Raw genomic sequence first — 18419 nt, 5'->3', positions numbered from 1 at the left:
GAGACTGAGAAATTATGTTGCATCATGTGTCTATTGTCCAAAATGTTTCTATTATTTCTTTAGGGATTGCTGCTGTATTTCAAGTTGGAGATGCAAACCAAATGGAATTAAAAAGTAGAGCTATTGCCGTCCACCGTGAAATTCCTTTTTATATACGGGGAGAAGGTCGCTTTGATGCTTTTGAAATCTTTACAGATGAACACATTACAATTCCAAAACGAACGACAGATGTAAAATTAAACATTGTAAATGAATGCCCTTTTATTGAAGTTAATAACGTTGAATTACGCACACTTTTAAATTCTGGTTGCTTTCAAATTGGAAATGTTGATTATGGTTTTAATAACTCTCGTATTATACAAATCCGCCAATATATTACGGATGAACCTTCCGCACAATAATTCATATAGTAATTAAAAAGCTTAGTAAAGTAGGTGGATGGTATGCCTTCGGTTGTAGGAAATCTCGTCGTGCAAAACAGTAACGGCTCTTTCAACTTAGGAGATTTTTATAACGTATCTCCGAAAGAAAACACGAAAGCCTATAACGGATCTGGAGCTTCCAATGTTGGGTTTGTCGTGAATACGTTTAACGGTGTTAGTGCAACGAATACATTTGATTCTGATGTGGCAGATCAAGATCAGATTGGAACAGCGTAAAAAAAGTAGGAGAATATCTCCTACTTTTTTCTTTTATCTAATTCAAAATTATTAAAATAAAATTTTAATAAGCAAGAGCTTTACTGTCCACAAATAGTGGTATAAACAAGTAAGTAGTGAAGAGGCACTATTTCATTTTATTTAAATGATAACCCGCTCTCCTCCAAAGCCTTCCTAAGCTTCGGCAAAGACGCAGGCCCCATACCATGCAGTTTTGAAATTTCTTTTTCACTATATTTTGAGAGTTCTTCTACAGTTTGAATTCCATGGTGTTCTAATGCCCTTCTTGCTGGCGCTGAAAGAAGAGAGAGAAAACCTTCTTTTGGTTTTCTCTCTTTCTCACAGGTTGGGCAAGTTGGACAATCGCTACTTTTATAGTACTCGTGTCCCTGTTCACAAGTTCTTAACGTTTTTTCCGTTACCATTTTCAAGCCCCTCTATTCTTCAATATTTACAACGTGATTCCCATCAAAGAAATATAAACATTTCTCTTTCACAGGATGTTGTAAGCTTTTCTCCAGTGCTTTTGCATATAACGAAAGCTGCACTTTATATCGATCTTCTAAAATTGGTTTCGCTTGTTCGAATCCGCCTGGGAATTTCCCTTCAATCGTATCTGTTTTGAAGTCGATTAACGTAATGCCATCTTCCTCTTCAATCATGCAGTCGATAACCCCTTGGACAAGGATCGATTCCCCGCTATTCCCTTTCCAATCTTGATATGCTTCTTCTGCTGCAAGCATCATCGTAAATGGTACTTCACGCTCAACACTTTTCGCCGCTAATACCCTTTTACCTAAGTCACTGTCAAAGAATGAAATTACTTTTTCAATCGCTATTTCTTCCGCCTGCTCGAATGTTAATAATTCCTTATTTACCATTCCAGCAATTTGCTCTTGAAGAACTTCAACCGTAATCGGCTTCTTCAAATCAACATGCTGCATAACGGCATGGACTGCTGTTCCGCGCTCTGCGTACGTTAACCCTTTTTTCTCCATAAAGCGCGGACGTGTTTTAATTGGTGCACGTAGTTTTTTAATAAAGGCGTTATCGCTACCTTCTTCAGATTGATAATTTCTCTTTATTTCTGTAACAGATTGCTTCGCACGATGAGATGTCGCATCCTCATATCCGTACTTCCACATTAATCTGTCGTACACTTCTTCTTTCCGTTCACTTTGTAATGGCACAGCCTTTTTCTCACGAAGCGCTTCTAATAATTCTTGTTTCTCTTCTTGAACTGGCTCTGGTGCAAGTAGCGTATTACCATCCACAACTTCTACTTTCCAGCTCGTGTCATACCCGTAAATTTCATCCGGAATGCTTCCTTGTCCTAATTCAAGAAGCATTTCACTATCACGGTGTCTATATAATGAAGGTGCAATCCAGTCTAAATAACAAGACGCCCCGGCACGTATATGATCTGGTAATAACCATTCACTATGTTCCCTCGCATCGAGCCATTTTTCCATTTCCTTATTTGCATCCTTAACTGTTCCAATTAAAATTAACTTCTCTTTCGCACGCGTCAATGCTACGTATAGTACGCGCATTTCTTCCGCAATTAATTCCATTTTCATTTTACGCTTAATCGCAAGCTGTGATAATGTTGTATATTTAATTCGTTTACGCGGATCGATAAATTGCGAACCGAAACCGAAATCTTTATGCAATAAGAAACGTTTCATTAAGTCTTGTGTATTAAAACGACGACCGAGTCCAGCTACAAATACAACTGGGAACTCTAGCCCTTTACTTTTATGAATCGTCATAATGCGAACAACGTCTTCTTGTTCACCGAGGGCCCTCGCCGTACCCATATCATCACCGCGTTCTAAAATACGTTCAATAAAACGTAAGAAGCGGAATAATCCTCTAAATGATGTTGCCTCATATTGTCTTGCACGGTCATATAGTACGCGTAAGTTTGCCTGTCTTTGCTTTCCAGCTGGTAAACCGCCAACAAAGTCGTAATAACCTGTCTCACCGTACACTTTCCAAATTAAATCAGAAAGTGATTGTTGGCGCGCGAATTCACGCCATCCTTGCAGTAAGTTATAAAACCACTCTAATTTATCATGAAGTTCTTGCTCCTCTTCAAGTGGTGCCCCTTTTAAGAATGAGCTCATTACTTCATAAAATGACCCTTTCTTTCCGTGAGCACGAAGCGTCGCAAGTTCTTCGTCATTTAATCCAACGATCGGTGAACGAAGTACTGCTGCAAGCGGGATATCTTGCATCGGATTATCAATAACGCGGAATACGTTCATCATAATATTTACTTCTGTCGCTTCAAAGTAACCAGTCGCAAGGTCTGCATATACTGGAATTCCTTGTAGTTTTAACTCTTCCATAATTTGCGGTGCCCACGGCATGGAGCGAAGTAAAATAACGAAGTCGCGGTATTGTACTGGGCGCATACTATCATTTTTACGGTCATACACTTCATAACCTGAATCAACCATCGCTTTAATGCGCTGCGCCATAAGACGAGCTTCAAGCTGTGCTTTTTCGACTTCTGCACCTTCTTCTCCGTCTATTACTTCTTCTTCCGTTTGCTGAATGCACAGTAGTTCTGCCGCTACATCTTCACCTTCTGGATAGGTAGCACCTAACTTTAATTCAGCGTCTGCATCGTAGTCGATTTCTCCGACTTCTTCACCCATAATTTGTTTGAAGATAAAGTTCGTACCTGCTAGTACTTCATGACGACTACGGAAGTTTTTCGCTAAGTCGATCTTCATTCCACCGCCCAATCCTTCTTGTGTGAAGCGTTTATATTTTCCTAGGAATAGTCCTGGTTCGGCTAGTCGGAAACGATAAATCGACTGCTTTACGTCACCAACCATGAACAAGTTTCCTTCACTCTCAGAATCTTTCGTTACGAATTTAATAATCGATTCTTGTACGAAATTCGTATCTTGATATTCATCGACTAATACTTCAGCAAATTTATTACGATATTGAAGCGCTACTGCAGATGGCTTCATTTCACCATTTTCACTTTGTTCACTTAAAATTTGTAAACAGAAATGCTCTAAATCTGTGAAATCGACCATTCCTTTATCTCGCTTCATCGCTTGGAAACGCTCTGTAAATACTTTTACAAGTTGAACAAGCTTTTCTAATACTGGGTGCATATCTTGAAAATCTCGTAAGAAACTTTCAGGTTTTCGGCTAAATAACTCTTCTTGTAATTTCTTCACTTCATCTTTCGCTTTATTACGAAGAGAGTCTACTTGTTTTACAACATCTTCATTGTAATCACTTTTCTTAATACGCTTTAACGTTTGCCACGATACGTTTTGCATCGCTTCATACAAACTTGTCCACGACTCATGAGCAGCTGATGATAGCGTTCCAAGTAAAGCTAGATCTGCTTGCAGGGTTTCAATGCGAGGCGCTGGACCGTCAGGAAGCATTGCGAGTTCAGTTGCCTTACGAATATGCTGTTCCGCTGTTTCAAGCTGGAATTTCACATCTTCTAATAAATAAGAAGCATATACTAAATCTTCAATTGTCTTTCCTTCTACGTCATATGCTTCTACTAATTTATCAAGCCATTTTTCCGGATTTGGATGCGCTCTTGACTCTGTATGAAGCGCTAAAATCATACGTTGTAAGTCATCATCACTACGGTCACTCGTATAACGATCAACAAGTTCAAAGAAGATTGTATTATCTTCGATTCCGTACTCTTCTTCTAATATGTCATCTAGCACTTCTTCTTTTAACAATTCATTTTCTGTTTGATTCGCAATACGGAAACGAGGATCAACATCAAGCATGTAGTAATATCCTCTAATTACTTGTAAACAGAATGAGTGAATTGTTGAAATGGAAGCTTTATTTAATAGGCTCAGCTGCTTTCTTACGTGTTGAGAGCCTGGTTCATCAATTAATACCTTTTCTAACGCTTCCCCGATTCGGTTTTTCATCTCTTGCGCCGCTGCATTCGTAAATGTTACAACGAGCAGGCGGTCGACATCGACTGGATTCTCTTCATTAATAATCTTTTTAATAATACGTTCAACTAATACTGCTGTTTTACCTGATCCAGCTGCAGCCGCAACTAAAATATCACGCCCGTTCGCTACAACAGCTTTCCACTGGTCATCTGTCCATTGACTATCTTCTGGTTTTTTAGGCCAATTTTCTATCATTCTCCGCCAACCTCCTCTCTTATTTTCTCCATCGCTTCGCTATCTTTCATATCTTTTAACGATCGGAACTGATTATCTTCAAGTGACTCATCAAATTGACAAACAGATTTGAAGTTACAGAACGTACATGCTGCTTTATTTCCCATTTTATAAGGAGCAATATCGATAACACCTTCTGTAATATCTTTTCCGATATTTTCAAACGTATGGTGTACATATTTTTGCAGTACGTTAAACTCTTGCTCACTTGCAATACTTGAACGCGCACTAAAGCTACCGTCTTTTTTCAGGCCAGCAGAAATAATATCTGAACTTCCTGTTGAAAGTTTGTTATCCATTAAACGAACAACGTCAGCATCTCCTAATACGAGTCCTTTCATTTTAAATTTCTTTAAAATTTCTTTTTCAATTTCAGCTTCAGATGCGTCACCTTTCATCTCAACGATTGGGTTATGAATATGGAAATACAATACACCAGCTGGTGATGCTGCGTGACCTTTTTTCATCCACGTCTGCGCATTCGAAGTAACAACATCTAAATACGTTAACATTTGAAGTGCTAATCCGTAATACACTTCCGTTAAATCTAACGCTTTTGAACTTGATTTATAATCAATAATACGTAGGAACGTCCCGTTTTCATCTTCTGCCTTATCAACACGGTCAATACGGCCGACAACTTCCATCTTCACACCATTTGGTAATGAGAATTCCATCGGCGGAAGTGAGCCTGTACCACCCATACCGAACGGCACTTCTAAATCAACTGGTACGAATCCGCTTGACTTCGCATGTTCACGAAGAATGATTGACGTACGGAAAATGATTTGTTGTAGTTTTTGTTTTAAATAGAAATGACGGTTTGAACTTAATAAAATTTGTCGTTGTAATAACGGTGCGATTTCTTCTATTACTAAAACAGAAAGATGCTCACACTCTTTTATGGATAAATCCGCCCAAGTACGGTTTTCACGCAATAACTTGTCCGCAATTTTCTTTAATGCCGCATGGAATAATTCGCCGATGTCCGGCGCATCAAGCTTGAAAATATCACGCTCTCTAAGCGATAAACCGTGCTGCGCAAAATGAGCGTATGCACAACGGTTAAATAGTTCCATACGAGAGACGCTTCCTTTAATTATATCTCCGTATAAATCTCTACTTACTGCTGTACTTAGTTTCTTCGCACGATTTCGATAGAATAAACTTGATAAGACGCGGCTACTTTTTTGTTTCCATTCATCTGAAGTTACGTAGAAATTATATACGTCCCACCAAAAGTCTAAATTCCCTTCAAATCCGTATCGCTTCCACGTTTGTAGTTGCTGCATAACGTAAGATAACGTTACTTCTGGCGTTGCTACGTATGAAATTTGTTCTGAACGTGATAAATCGTTTACGTCATTGGTAATAAATGAATCTTTCACATTAGGGAACATTCTTTTTATTTTCTTAATAAAGCTAGACGCAAGTAACGTCTTTCCTTCTTCATCTGCAAGCGGGCATGAAATATATAACTTCTCAGATGCTCTCGTTACCATTTGATACATAACGAACTGTTCTTCTAACAAAGTTTGTCTCGTCGTTGGCGCTAATTCAATCCCTGCTGCACCAAGAACTTCTCTTTCTTCATCAGAAAGCATACCTTCGTCCATAGGTGCTGCTGGAATAACACCCTCATTTACACCTATAATAAACGTTGCTTTCACGTCAGATAACCTGGAGTGATCAATATTAGCAATTAACACTTGGTCTAATGACGGCGGAATGTTAGCAAATTGAAGTGCCTCAAGACCTGTCGACATAACGTCCGTAAACATAGAAAGAGACATTTTCTCTTCACCAAGCATCTCTACAAACGTATCAAGAAGGCTCATTACTTCTTCCCATACTTGTTCATGATCTGTCGCAAATAAGAAATCTCCACTTTCTTCTGCACGTATACGTAATTCTTCTAGTTTTTTCGGAACATCCAGCTCTTCTAGAAATAAGTAAACTGCTTCACACATTTGCATAACTGTTCCTGCACGCTTTAACCTTTTTTGCATGCGAATAACAGGTGTTCTTACAACGTCACGTAACCTATTTATTTTCTCTTCCATTTCACGTTCACTGTCTGTAATCATCCCGTTCGTATCATCAAGAGAACGATAACGGCGATACATCCATGGATCCTCTGAAGTCCACCTCTTTCCTTGTACACCGTACGCTAAACAGTAATTTTCAAATTCATCCATTTCTTCACGCATCGTTTCTTTTCTTACGTCTAATGGATATAAAAGCTCTGTTTTCACGCAGCGGAACACCGCATCATAACGCCAATTCCCACTAATAATCTCGAGTGCAGAACGAATACATTCTACTAATGGATGGTGTGACATCGGGCGCTTTTCATCGATGAAGTGCGGGATATTGTAATCTGTAAATAACGTGCGCATCACATCGTAATAACTTTCCCCATTACGAAGAAGCACTGCAATATCTCGGTAACGATATTTTTCCTCCGCCACAAGTTTACGAATTTCACGAGCAACACCTTCTACCTCCGCTCGTAAATTCGCAGCTGTGCTAATCGTTACACTCGCTTCACCGTTAAATTTTTCATTCGGACGCGCTTCATAATGAGCTTCTAAATGCGCTAATGCGGGAGAATGAAAACGCGGCTGTTCCATAAGTGGAATTGTTTTTTCAATTTCTATTTTCTCTTCACGCGCTACTTGTTTGATTTTTTCATACGTTAACGTCGTTTCATAAAATAAATCGAGTTCATTTACTGGCTGTGCTAACGTTTTTTCATCTATCGTTAACGTGATCGTAACTCTCGCTCCGCAAATCATAAGCTGTCTTACAATCTCTAACTCTTGCGGGGAGAGTGAATGAAATCCATCTATATAAATTTCCGCACCATTTACATATTCAGACTGCGGAAGCTTTTCCACTAGCAATTGTAGGTAGTCTTCTGAATCTAAATATTTTCCAATTAAAGCACGTTCAAAATCATCGTATAGTAACTGTAAATCATACACTTTATTCGCTAGTAACTTTTGTTCGGCACTGCTACTATGCGCATCCAATTGTTGCCACATTTCATATACGTTAGATGGCGTTACATTGTAACGTTTAAACTCTGCAATCATACTGCCAAGATGTTCAAAGAAACCGTTTTGCTCCGCTGCTTTTTGGAACACCGATAATCCATCTTTACGAGACTCTACAATTTTACGGAGTAACATATGTACACCCGCTTCATCAATATGAAGACGACTCGCTCCGCCAACTTCTTGTAGTACCTTCCACGCTAATCGTGAAAAACTAAAAACTTGTGCCCGAATAGAACCTCTTACATCCTCACTTCCAATTAACGCCTGCTGCGTCTGGAATGTCATCTGTTCTGGCACAAGATATAATATTGTTTTCCCTCTCGGGCGTTGTTTTAACTCTTCTTGCACTTCGCGTAAACAAAGTGTACTTTTTCCACTTCCCGCTCTACCAATCACAAATCGAAGTGACATGTAACCCCACCTTTCACTTACATAACGAACGTTAGTTTGCTACTATAATTGTATTATAGTACACGAAAAAAGACAAACTGAGTTGTTTGTCTTTTCTATACTTCTACTTCATTATATCAACCTTTTGAAAAATTCGTTTGCACCTCTTGAATTGGCCAATATCGCAAATCAACTTTACCGACAACTGTATCAGCTTTTACAAAGCCAAAGTGTCTACTATCCCAGCTCCCGAGCCGGTTATCACCTACTACAAAAATAAACCCGGGTGGCACCAGCTTTTCTTTCGTTAACTCTTCTAATGTAAAGTCGCCTGTTAGTTGCCTTCCATTTATCTCTTTCTTATACTTCTCTAAATACGGCTCATCAATAAATTGACCGTTTATATATAACTTATCCTGCTTATATTCAATATGATCTCCAGGTAAACCGATAACCCGCTTTACATAGTCCTCTTTTTTATTCGCATGAAATACCACAACGTCAAATCTGTTCAAGTCCCCAACTTGATAACTCACCTTATTTACAACTAGCATATTGCCATCTTGCAATGTCGGCATCATTGACTTCCCCTCTACAACATACGTTGAAAAGAAAAACGTTCGAAAAAATACAGCTAATAATACACCAATTAAAATTGTTCGTATCCACTCTATGCCTTCTTTTTTCAAAGTTTTCTTCATCTGCTTCTCCCCTTATCCTTTAATACTGAAGCTTTCCTTTACAAAGAAGACTATTCTTAATGTAGTTCTAACTTTACTTCGATTTTCTTACCGACATACCATAAAATAAAAATACCAATCGCTACAATAACTGATTTCACTGGATTATGAATAAATGACATTAAATCATGACCGATATACGTTAAAATAAAAATCATCACAAGTTTTCCGAATGCTAACGCTAGACCAAACTGTTTTACACTAATTCGGGATAAACCAGCGACAACATTTATTAGCGCTGACGGTGTAAACGGAAAACAAAATATAACAAAAATCGGTGCGAATCCTTTCCTTTCAACCCACCCCATTGCTTTTCGTACTCTCTCATGCTTATTTACAAACGAAAAGAAACGACTGCGACCAAAATGGCGGATGATGAAAAAGACAAGTAATGCACCCATTACTGATCCAAGCCATGAATAAAGAAAACCGAGCCAAAAGCCAAATGCAACAGCATTCGCCAGTACAAATACAATAAGCGGTAATGCTGGAATCAACGCCTCTATCATCGGTAAACCAATACCAAGAAGTGGTCCGAACGCTTTATAACTCTCAACAATATGATCCATATTTTCTGGTGAAAAATACTCTTTGATTGTCTGAAAATCCATTCTACACTTTACCCCTTTACTCTAAATACTATCCCTACTGTATCATTGCTTATATGAAAGAGGAAATGGTAGATACGACATACGGAGATGTATTTATTAAAGTTTCCATATCTTTCATAAGAATTCCTTCATTATTTAGCTATGATAATCTATCAATATTCGACAGGACGTGTCGTTCATTTTGTTATTTAGATTGTTTTTCGGTTTTTATGGGTAAATGAAATTATACTGGTGATTTTCTAAATATATCAATTACAACTCGTTTTTTCTAATATATCGCCTTATCTACAAAGACTGACTGACAAACAAAAAAAGAATGGGGATTCCCCCATCCTTTCACACTTCGCCTTCCTTCACAAAATACACCTTCTCATAAGCGGGTCTTAATGTTGATTCCTCTTTTTTATCGACCTCTTTAAAACAAGGATTCCCTTGTTTTTTCCTACGATCTTCATATTCAGTACGTAATTTCGCTGTACGATTTTGTTGATTTTCAAAACTAGTTTTTGATATTTCTAATTTCACAGCAAAGCCATTTATAAATCTAATAATAAGATTTCCATCTTCTAATTCTTTATTACTTTCAATATAAAAATGAGACAACCAAGCGCACTCTTTTCTAGAGTAAGAATAGGTAGGGAAAAAATAAAGTTGATCTGCTGGACTAATCGCAATCGGTGCTTTATGTGTAATATGAGTTAACTCTTTCGTTCCTTCTTTTCTGCCTAAGAAACTAGAGCCATGCTTGCGGCAACTTCTTTCTATAATATCTAGAGGTTTTTGAAATACGAAAAAAGAATCATTCATTTCAACGACTCGCGTAACAATTTTCTTTTCACTTAGAATAACAGGAAGTAAGGCCATCGTATTTTTCGTTACAACATAATTTTCGACATAGCGTTCCACTTTACTTTCCATACTCCATTATCTCCTTTTTTCCATTTATATTAGCAGCTGCATATATAATTTTAGCATCTATGAAAAGGAAATAGCTTACAAGTTTCGCTTTTTTACAATTTTTTATCATTTATCAAACATTTGTTAAACAATAAAATCACAATATAGAAATTAATTAATTTTAAAGTTATAAAAACAGCATTTATACTACCTATAAATATTTATTATCCATTCCTCATTTCACATCATTACAACAACTAACTTTGCTATAATTAAAATGTAAATCCAATATATGGAGGGCCACTATGGCAGAAAAAGAGATCCAACCATCGATTCAAATGAAAAATAGTAGCGTCATTATCGTGAAAAACTCAGCTAGTATTATATTCGGTTTATTTTTAATTCTGCTATTCTTTGCCAAACCGTTTCGTAAATCAAAATGTCCAGAATGTAAAAAACGTGAGAAGAAAAAATCAGGGCAAGAACAATAAAAGGCCTTCCTTTATGGAATGCCTTTTTACATTTGTAGTATCATTTTATTTATTCTTCTTCCCCCTAAAAAACGACTATATTTTCTTCCAAGGTTCTCTACATCTTTTTTGATTTGTAATATGATCCTTATATAAAACATGAGAAAGAGTATTTGTACTTGTTACCCGCTTTTAATTTTTATTAAAAAATTAAAATTTGTACATCTTTATCCATCACTAACAATTCGTTAATTAGTTAACTTTGCAATATAAGTTTTGTATATAATGTCATTCAAAAACACAATATATATAAGTAGCTATTTATAATTACATTGCTTTTTATCGAATTCTACAAAGGAGTTGTATACTATGGATAAAGAAAATCCATTAAATCAGCAGGTTAATAGCATTCCCTCAGATGCTCTGAATACCCCTAGTAAGGAACAAGAACAACTGTTAGAAACATCATCTCAAAACGTACAAAATTCCAACAACAACGCTAACAAAAAAGATGTTACTCAAGGTCTATCTGGAAAAGATTTCCCTATTTCAACAGAGAATACAAATTTATAGTTATTTACTATCATACGCAGCAAATGCTCTTGCTGAACTAATTCTTCTACAGAAACTAATACGCATTCCAGATAATTTTTTACCAGTTGTAACATCGAAAAAGAGATTTAGATATAAAAACAGGCTCTAAAAAAACTTTCTCCACAACAAAAAAAGGATGGCATTAGCCATCCTTTTTTCCATCATCAACTATAAAATTATAGTTTGATTACGTTTTTAGCTTGAGGTCCACGGTTACCATCTTCGATTTCGAAGCTAACTTTTTGACCTTCTTCTAAAGATTTGAAACCGTCAGTTTCGATTGCTGAGAAGTGTACGAATACGTCGTTTTCGCCTGGAACTTCGATGAAACCGAAACCTTTTTCGTTGTTAAACCATTTTACTTGTCCTGTTACTGCCATAATTATTTCCTCCTAAGAAAATACAAATTTTAAATTTTTTAGTCTTCCTGTCTAAAAAAAGAATCCACACATTATCAAATACGAAACATAAACTAGTTCTCACATACTTTTTCTCGTTCGTTTTCAGCACTTGATAACATATGGATTGCTTAATTTAACTATTCAACTGACATCATCATAGCACATTAAAATAAAATGTACAATCTTTTTCGAAAATAGAATTTCTAATTTTTAGTATTTCTTATAAAATATAATTATCTCTATTCTAAATAAGGAGGAGTTTATGACCAATAAAATTCCTAAAAAAACATTAAAAAGAATTGAAGAGGATATTGAAAATAATAATCTTGGAAAAGCAAGAGATAGGTTGCATGGCCTCATCTTTACATACCCAAATGAATTACATCTTCGAAAACAACTCGGAGATATTTATTATAAATTACAATATCCAGAAATGGCTGGACGTTACTGGTATCTAGAAGAGCATAAAACAGATATTATGCATGAATCATGTTTATTATTTGAAAAATCAATGGGAAATAGTCCTCATCATATTGCACGTGCTTTAAAGTTTAAAGGTGATTCTAACCATATAAAAGGTTTGTATAAAGATCAACCTTTATCTTCAGTGCAGAAGAAAGTAGCAGAGGAGTTAATTTATGAGTATAAAGAAACATGGAAAGATAAGCTAGTTCCTTTTGGCTGTCTAGCATTGCTTGCTTCCCTTCTCTTTTCTGCCGTTGTTGGTCTATTCACTATTTGGAATTGGATTTTTTAATCACAGGGGGAATTTTCACATGTCAAACTACGCTAAAGAAGAAAGGCTAACAGGGGGAAACGTCTCAAGCGTATATCGTTCTGAAAATACTGTTCGGCGAGAGTTAAAGCCAGGCAGTGAAAAGATTCATAAGCTATTGCAACATTTAGAAAACAAAGGATTTCATTATGCTCCAAAGTTTTTAGGTGTAGATGAAAAGGATAGAGAGATTTTATCCTTTATTGAAGGAGAAGCAGGCAATTATCCTTTAAAAGAATATATGCGATCTAATGATGTATTAAAAAAAATAGCAAAGATGCTCCGCCTTTACCATGATGCTGTAAGTGATTTTCCGTTATTAGCTGATTGGAAACCGATGGATCATACTCCAAATAACATTGAGGTTTTATGTCACAATGATTTTGCCATATATAACATTATTTTTAATAATGAGAAGCCAGTAGGGATTATTGATTTCGATGTTGCTGCTCCTGGTCCAAGACTATGGGATATCGATTATACACTCTATACTTGTGTGCCTTTAAGTAGAGTGTATTATACTGAATCCGGTGAAGCCGTTCATTATGACTCATCGCAACATGCAGATCGTATTAAAGAGAGAGTGAATTTGTTCGTTCAGTCCTATGATAAAAATATGGATGAAGATTACTTAGGAATGGTGTTGCTTCGATTAGAAGGGTTATGTACATATATGAAACGAAAAGCTCAAGAAGGCGACTTGAATTTCCAAAGAATGATCGATGAAGGACATCTAGAGCATTATGAGAAAGATATGAAGTTTATTCGTGATCATAGGGCTGAGTGGAGTTGATTTAGTAATAAAGAAAAGTTAGTATCGTTTTTTGCCGACAACTCAATCTCTCTTTTCGAATCGTTTAGAAAATAACAAGGGGCACCTTTCAAAAAGGTGCCCCTTCCTTTTATTTCGTAAACTGTGCTTCTTCCGTAGATCCTTTTAACGCTGTCGTTGATGAAGTTCCGCCTGTAATCACTTGTGCCACTTCATCAAAGTAACCTGTTCCTACTTCGCGTTGATGACGTGTTGCAGAGTAGCCATGTTTTTCAGCTGCGAATTCTGCTTGTTGTAGTTCAGAGTATGCTGCCATGCCGCGCTCTTTATAGCCACGTGCTAGTTCAAACATACCGTAATTTAATGAATGGAATCCAGCAAGTGTTACGAATTGGAACTTGTAACCGTAAGATGCGATTTCCTTTTGGAAGCTTGCAATTGTTTTTTCATCTAGTTTTTGTTTCCAGTTGAATGAAGGTGAGCAGTTATATGCAAGTAGCTTCCCTGGATGCTCCTTATGAATTGCGTCCGCAAATCGTTTTGCATCTTCTAAATTTGGTTCTGACGTTTCACACCAAACGAGGTCTGCGTACGGTGCATACGCTAAACCGCGCGCAATTGCTTGATCAAGACCTGCATTCGTACGGTAAAACCCTTCTGGTGTTCTTTCTCCTGTAATAAATGCTTTATCAACAGGATCAATATCGCTCGTAATTAAATCAGCTGCATCCGCATCTGTTCTTGCAACGATAATTGTCGGCACTCCCATTACATCTGCTGCAAGGCGTGCAGAAATTAAATTGCGTACTGCTGTTTGCGTTGGTAGTAGTACTTTTCCGCCTAAATGGCCACATTTTTTCTCTGAAGATAATTGATCTTCAAAATGCACACCTGATGCACCTGCTTCAATCATACCTTTCATCAGTTCGAATACATTTAATTGCCCACCAAATCCAGCTTCTGCATCTGCTACAATCGGTACGAAATAGTCTGTATCATCGCTTCCTTCCATATGCTGAATTTGATCCGCACGTTGAAGCGTTTGATTAATTCGTTTTACTACAGCAGGTACGCTGTTCGCTGGATATAAACTTTGGTCTGGATACATATGCCCAGAAAGGTTTGCATCAGCTGCTACTTGCCAACCACTTAAGTAAATCGCTTTTAACCCAGCTTTTACTTGTTGCATCGCTTGGTTTCCTGTTAATGCGCCAAGTGCGTTAATATAGTCTTCTGTATGAAGCGATGTCCAAAGCTTCTCAGCACCACGACGCGCTAACGTATGTTCAATATCAATTGACCCGCGCAGGCGAATTACATCTTCTGCCGAATATGGACGTGTGATCCCTTTCCAACGCTCATCTAATTCCCAGCTTTCTTGTAACTTCTCGATTCTTTCGTTTTTCATTTGTTCCATCCCCTTTTCATTTTTTATAAAATTTCATAACCCGGTAATGTTAAAAATGGTACGAATTCATCATTTCGAACGAGATTTGTAAACAACGTTGTCGCCTCTTGGAATCTCCCTTTCTTAAAGGCTTCCTTACCAATCTCTCTTTCTATTTTTGCTAATTCTTCTTCTTTTAATTCTTCCATTAATTCAAGCGTAATATTACGACCATCATTTAGTTTTCCACCTTCATGACGAATCCATTGCCATACTTGTGCTCTTGAAATTTCAGCTGTTGCCGCATCTTCCATTAAGTTATAAATGGGTGCTGCTCCCCGTCCGCTTAACCAAGATGCAATATATTGAATACCTACGCTAATATTCATGCGAAGGCCCTCTTCTGTAATCGTTCCCACCGGTACCTCTAGTAAATCGTTTTCTGTTACACATATTTCTTCACGTTTTCTAAAAATTTGATTTGGTGTTTTCATAATGTGATTAAACACTTCCATTGCAACCGGTACAAGTCCAGGGTGGGCAACCCAAGTCCCGTCATGACCGTCTAAAGCTTCGCGTTCCTTATCAGCACGCACTTTTTCAAAAGCTGCTTCATTTGCTTCTGGATTATTTTTAATCGGAATTTGTGCCGCCATTCCTCCAATTGCTGGTGCATTACGGCGGTGACATGTTTGAATTACTTTCAAAGAATACGAACGCATAAATGGCGCCGTCATCGTGACTTGTGCTCTATCTGGTAGTAAGAATTTATTATGATTACGGAAACTCTTTAAAAAGCTAAAAATATAATCCCATCTTCCGCAGTTTAAGCCAGCAGAATGATCTTTTAGCTCATACAAAATTTCATCCATTTCAAACGAAGCGTGAATCGTTTCCAGTAACACAGTTGCTTTAATCGTTCCATTTGGAATGCCGATATATTTTTGAGCAAATACGAATACATCATTCCATAATCTCGCTTCTAAATAACTTTCCATTTTCGGTAAGTAAAAGTATGGGCCGCTCCCTTTTGCTAAAAGAGCTTTCGCATTATGGAAAAAGTACAAGCCGAAGTCTACTAAGCTACCCGACATATTTTTCCCATCAACTTGCATATGCTTTTCCTCTAAATGCCATCCTCTTGGACGTACAATGAGTACAGCTGTTTTCTCATTTAATCTATATTCTTTCCCTTTATCATTTTCATGTGAAATCGTTCCCTTTACTGCATCTCGTAAATTGATTTGGCCTTCCACTGCATTTTCCCAAGTTGGTGAATTCGAATCTTCAAAATCCGCCATAAAAAGATGCGCTCCTGAATTTAAAGCGTTAATGACCATCTTTCTATCTACCGGTCCAGTAATCTCTACACGGCGATCCTCTAAGTCTTTTGGCAGCTTGGCAATTGTCCAATCCGCTTCACGTATGTGTTTTGTTTCTTCTAGAAACTTCGGAAACTCCCCTGCATCAATTCTCTTTTGTTTTTCTACACGTTTTTGTAAAAGTTCTATGCGGCGCTCATTAAAATTCTCATGTAGTTCCTTCAAAAAACTAAGCACCTCAGGTGTCAATATTTCGCTGTACGCTGGTAACATTTCTCCAACGAGTGTAACCCGTGAAGTTTGCGTCGACATATTAGCATCCCCTTCTTAAACTGTTTTATAACAGATTTGATTTCATGTTTTATATTATATAACAAATCTTCAGAAAAGGAAGTTTTTTTTGAAAATTCATTTCGTTTTTTTTCAAAACGCCATTCTTTCGCGCTTTATTTCATACAAAAAAGGCCGCTGTTATACAACAACGACCTTTTTGTATTATTTTTGAATTTCACTTTGACTAGTTAAACTTTATTACTGCCCTTGTTCCATATCATGCAATATTGCTCTATGTAAAAACTATGCGTATTGTTCTCTCGTTACCTTCATAGACGGACCGAATTTACCTTCTCCGATTCCCATTGTAATACCATTTGTTTGTACTGCACTAATTGCATTCGTTGCCCATGAATTTGCTGAAACATCATTAAAGTTATGAGATCCCTTTGCCTGTAGGTCAAAAGCATTCGTAAGAACTTGTGCCATTTCCGCACGCGTTAACGTCGCCTTCGGTCTAAAGTTTCCATTCTCGTCTCCCTGGAAAATTCCGATTTCCGTTAGAGCCAATATCTCCTCGATAAAGCTTGTTGAATTTTCATCGATATCTCCATATGGGTTTTCATATTCATCTTGTTCTTCCATATCAAACACACGGTAAATTAAAGCTGCAACTTGCTCACGTGTTACATTATCCCCAAAACCGAATATTCCATCGCCATATCCCAAAATTATTTCTTGTTCCGCTAATTCATGAATTGCCTCATATGCCCAATGTCCTTTTGGTACATCTTTAAATACAATTGTATTTGCTTTTTGCAACGGTGCACTTTCCGCTTTTACACTATTACTCTCTGCTGAGAATAACACCCCACCCATAATTGTTAATGCTGTAGCTGTTTTTAATAATTTTTTGCTCATCAAATTATCTCCCCAATATGTATATGTTTTTTTAAAAATATACAGAATAAATGGTATAGTGACAATATATTTTCCGACACATTTCGTGACGGTTTTGTGAATCATATTACACATCATGTCTTTTTCATCGGGTTGATTATAAAGCTTGTTTATAACCATAAAAATACATAAATACGAATAATAATTCTTTTTTAAACAAACAAAAAAGCACAAATTTTTCTATTTGTGCTTTCATATTTCACTCTACTTCCAATCCTCTTTCAAATGATAATTAATAATCGCATTATTAATAAACTGAGCATATTGCTCTCTAGGTACAGGGCGATTTAATTCATACATGCCATTCCCAGTTCCTCTCACAACATTATTAGATTGTAACGCACTAATTGCATCTTCTGCCCAGTGACCTTTTGGAATATCTTTAAATGTATGTTTTTGTTTCGTTTCAAAATTAAATGCTCGTTTTAAAATGACAGCCATTTCCGCTCTAGAGATTGGTGCTTTCGGCCTAAAATCCCCTTGGCCATTCCCTGTAAAAACACCACGTTTTGTTAACGCTAAAATTTCCTTTTTAAAAGTGGTTGTACTATCAGAAACATCTTTATATGGATTCGCTACTGGCCCTTCTTCTTTTATCTCAAGTGTTCTGTAAATACTCCCAGCTACTTGTTCACGTGTTATAAGATCGCCAACACCATACTTCCCGTTTCCATACCCTAATATAATTTTATGATACGCTAAATCCATAATAGCATCATATGCCCAAAATCCGTATGGAACATCTTCAAACACAATCATTTTTGGATACTCTTCCGCTTTTACAGGTGTCACATTCGCCCCTGCAAATATACCTCCTGCCATTGTCGCAATCATCATTACACCCAATATTTTTTTCTTCATTATCCTCTCTCCCTATTTCATTCAAATAAAATGAACTTCATTG

Annotated in this window: 17 protein-coding genes; 6 read left to right on the top strand and 11 right to left on the bottom strand. The window is 37.0% G+C overall.

What is annotated here, in order from left to right:
- Positions 1–14 precede the first annotated feature (14 nt).
- The gene (locus MKY21_RS05905) at positions 15–401 is read left to right on the top strand and encodes a spore germination protein GerPE (RefSeq protein ID WP_000902319.1); all 387 of its coding nucleotides are present in this window, start codon (positions 15–17) and stop codon (positions 399–401) included.
- 42 nt (positions 402–443) lie between these two features.
- Positions 444–659, top strand: a complete 216-nt coding sequence (gene gerPF, locus MKY21_RS05900) for a spore germination protein GerPF (RefSeq protein ID WP_001141566.1) — start codon at positions 444–446, stop codon at positions 657–659.
- A 137-nt stretch (positions 660–796) separates the two neighbouring features.
- On the opposite strand, the gene MKY21_RS05895 is transcribed toward gerPF, so the two are convergent.
- The 6 genes from MKY21_RS05895 to MKY21_RS05870 form a co-directional block, all read right to left on the bottom strand.
- Positions 797–1084 carry an RNA polymerase alpha subunit C-terminal domain-containing protein gene (locus MKY21_RS05895; RefSeq protein ID WP_000255724.1) on the bottom strand — a complete coding sequence of 96 codons (288 nt, stop codon included), beginning with the start codon at positions 1082–1084 and terminating at the stop codon, positions 797–799.
- Between the two features lie 12 nt (positions 1085–1096).
- Positions 1097–4822 carry a helicase-exonuclease AddAB subunit AddA gene (addA, locus tag MKY21_RS05890; protein WP_137074724.1) on the bottom strand — a complete coding sequence of 1242 codons (3726 nt, stop codon included), beginning with the start codon at positions 4820–4822 and terminating at the stop codon, positions 1097–1099.
- Positions 4819–8334: a helicase-exonuclease AddAB subunit AddB gene (addB, locus tag MKY21_RS05885; protein ID WP_341075723.1), complete on the bottom strand. Its 3516-nt coding sequence runs from the start codon at positions 8332–8334 to the stop codon at positions 4819–4821. The genes addA and addB overlap by 4 nt, the downstream gene beginning before the upstream one ends.
- A 116-nt stretch (positions 8335–8450) precedes the next feature.
- A complete protein-coding gene (gene lepB, locus MKY21_RS05880) occupies positions 8451–9014 on the bottom strand; it encodes a signal peptidase I (RefSeq protein ID WP_000751910.1) in 564 nt (187 codons plus the stop codon).
- A 56-nt stretch (positions 9015–9070) separates the two neighbouring features.
- Complete coding sequence (locus tag MKY21_RS05875) at positions 9071–9664, bottom strand: TVP38/TMEM64 family protein (protein ID WP_000347518.1); 594 nt, start codon at positions 9662–9664, stop codon at positions 9071–9073.
- Between the two features lie 336 nt (positions 9665–10000).
- On the bottom strand, positions 10001–10582 hold the full coding sequence (locus MKY21_RS05870) for a competence protein ComK (RefSeq protein WP_000444439.1): 582 nt from the start codon (positions 10580–10582) through the stop codon (positions 10001–10003).
- Between the two features lie 284 nt (positions 10583–10866).
- Between MKY21_RS05870 and MKY21_RS05865 the strand changes: the two genes are divergently transcribed.
- Positions 10867–11052, top strand: coding sequence for a hypothetical protein (locus MKY21_RS05865; RefSeq protein ID WP_137074726.1), 186 nt, complete (start codon positions 10867–10869; stop codon positions 11050–11052).
- Between the two features lie 348 nt (positions 11053–11400).
- Entirely contained in the window at positions 11401–11604 is a 204-nt protein-coding gene (locus MKY21_RS05860; protein WP_000356922.1) for a hypothetical protein, read from the top strand.
- A 197-nt stretch (positions 11605–11801) separates the two neighbouring features.
- Here the strand turns inward: MKY21_RS05860 and cspA are convergent, their stop codons facing one another.
- Entirely contained in the window at positions 11802–12005 is a 204-nt protein-coding gene (cspA, locus tag MKY21_RS05855; protein WP_000301518.1) for an RNA chaperone/antiterminator CspA, read from the bottom strand.
- Positions 12006–12288: 283 nt separating this feature from the next.
- Here cspA and MKY21_RS05850 point away from each other — a divergent pair, with 283 nt between their 5' ends.
- Entirely contained in the window at positions 12289–12783 is a 495-nt protein-coding gene (locus MKY21_RS05850; RefSeq protein WP_087966126.1) for a DUF6584 family protein, read from the top strand.
- Between the two features lie 19 nt (positions 12784–12802).
- Entirely contained in the window at positions 12803–13594 is a 792-nt protein-coding gene (locus MKY21_RS05845) for a phosphotransferase (protein ID WP_341075717.1), read from the top strand.
- 109 nt (positions 13595–13703) lie between these two features.
- Here MKY21_RS05845 and aceA read toward each other — a convergent pair whose 3' ends face one another.
- From aceA to MKY21_RS05825, 4 genes are all read right to left on the bottom strand, one after another.
- Positions 13704–14981, bottom strand: coding sequence for an isocitrate lyase (aceA, locus tag MKY21_RS05840; protein WP_000787346.1), 1278 nt, complete (start codon positions 14979–14981; stop codon positions 13704–13706).
- A 23-nt stretch (positions 14982–15004) separates the two neighbouring features.
- A complete protein-coding gene (gene aceB, locus MKY21_RS05835) occupies positions 15005–16594 on the bottom strand; it encodes a malate synthase A (protein ID WP_000107347.1) in 1590 nt (529 codons plus the stop codon).
- 264 nt (positions 16595–16858) lie between these two features.
- Positions 16859–17581, bottom strand: coding sequence for an S-layer homology domain-containing protein (locus MKY21_RS05830; RefSeq protein ID WP_341075713.1), 723 nt, complete (start codon positions 17579–17581; stop codon positions 16859–16861).
- A gap of 138 nt (positions 17582–17719) precedes the next feature.
- Complete coding sequence (locus MKY21_RS05825; RefSeq protein WP_341075712.1) at positions 17720–18376, bottom strand: S-layer homology domain-containing protein; 657 nt, start codon at positions 18374–18376, stop codon at positions 17720–17722.
- Between the last annotated feature and the right edge of the window lie 43 nt (positions 18377–18419).

Origin of the sequence: Bacillus sp. FSL R9-9497 (genome assembly GCF_038005805.1) — a bacterium.
Lineage (GTDB): Bacteria > Bacillota > Bacilli > Bacillales > Bacillaceae_G > Bacillus_A > Bacillus_A cereus.
This window is presented reverse-complemented; position numbering and strand designations above follow the sequence as displayed.

What these genes read in the sequence shown, in the direction of transcription:
- MKY21_RS05905 (WP_000902319.1), top strand. Translation starts at nt 15, where the DNA reads ATGTTGCATCATGTGTCTATTGTCCAAAATGTTTCTATTATTTCTTTA.
- gerPF (WP_001141566.1), top strand. Translation starts at nt 444, where the DNA reads ATGCCTTCGGTTGTAGGAAATCTCGTCGTGCAAAACAGTAACGGCTCT.
- MKY21_RS05895 (WP_000255724.1), bottom strand. Translation starts at nt 1,084, where the DNA reads ATGGTAACGGAAAAAACGTTAAGAACTTGTGAACAGGGACACGAGTAC.
- addA (WP_137074724.1), bottom strand. Translation starts at nt 4,822, where the DNA reads ATGATAGAAAATTGGCCTAAAAAACCAGAAGATAGTCAATGGACAGAT.
- addB (WP_341075723.1), bottom strand. Translation starts at nt 8,334, where the DNA reads ATGTCACTTCGATTTGTGATTGGTAGAGCGGGAAGTGGAAAAAGTACA.
- lepB (WP_000751910.1), bottom strand. Translation starts at nt 9,014, where the DNA reads ATGAAGAAAACTTTGAAAAAAGAAGGCATAGAGTGGATACGAACAATT.
- MKY21_RS05875 (WP_000347518.1), bottom strand. Translation starts at nt 9,664, where the DNA reads ATGGATTTTCAGACAATCAAAGAGTATTTTTCACCAGAAAATATGGAT.
- MKY21_RS05870 (WP_000444439.1), bottom strand. Translation starts at nt 10,582, where the DNA reads ATGGAAAGTAAAGTGGAACGCTATGTCGAAAATTATGTTGTAACGAAA.
- MKY21_RS05865 (WP_137074726.1), top strand. Translation starts at nt 10,867, where the DNA reads ATGGCAGAAAAAGAGATCCAACCATCGATTCAAATGAAAAATAGTAGC.
- MKY21_RS05860 (WP_000356922.1), top strand. Translation starts at nt 11,401, where the DNA reads ATGGATAAAGAAAATCCATTAAATCAGCAGGTTAATAGCATTCCCTCA.
- cspA (WP_000301518.1), bottom strand. Translation starts at nt 12,005, where the DNA reads ATGGCAGTAACAGGACAAGTAAAATGGTTTAACAACGAAAAAGGTTTC.
- MKY21_RS05850 (WP_087966126.1), top strand. Translation starts at nt 12,289, where the DNA reads ATGACCAATAAAATTCCTAAAAAAACATTAAAAAGAATTGAAGAGGAT.
- MKY21_RS05845 (WP_341075717.1), top strand. Translation starts at nt 12,803, where the DNA reads ATGTCAAACTACGCTAAAGAAGAAAGGCTAACAGGGGGAAACGTCTCA.
- aceA (WP_000787346.1), bottom strand. Translation starts at nt 14,981, where the DNA reads ATGAAAAACGAAAGAATCGAGAAGTTACAAGAAAGCTGGGAATTAGAT.
- aceB (WP_000107347.1), bottom strand. Translation starts at nt 16,594, where the DNA reads ATGTCGACGCAAACTTCACGGGTTACACTCGTTGGAGAAATGTTACCA.
- MKY21_RS05830 (WP_341075713.1), bottom strand. Translation starts at nt 17,581, where the DNA reads ATGATTCACAAAACCGTCACGAAATGTGTCGGAAAATATATTGTCACT.
- MKY21_RS05825 (WP_341075712.1), bottom strand. Translation starts at nt 18,376, where the DNA reads ATGAAGAAAAAAATATTGGGTGTAATGATGATTGCGACAATGGCAGGA.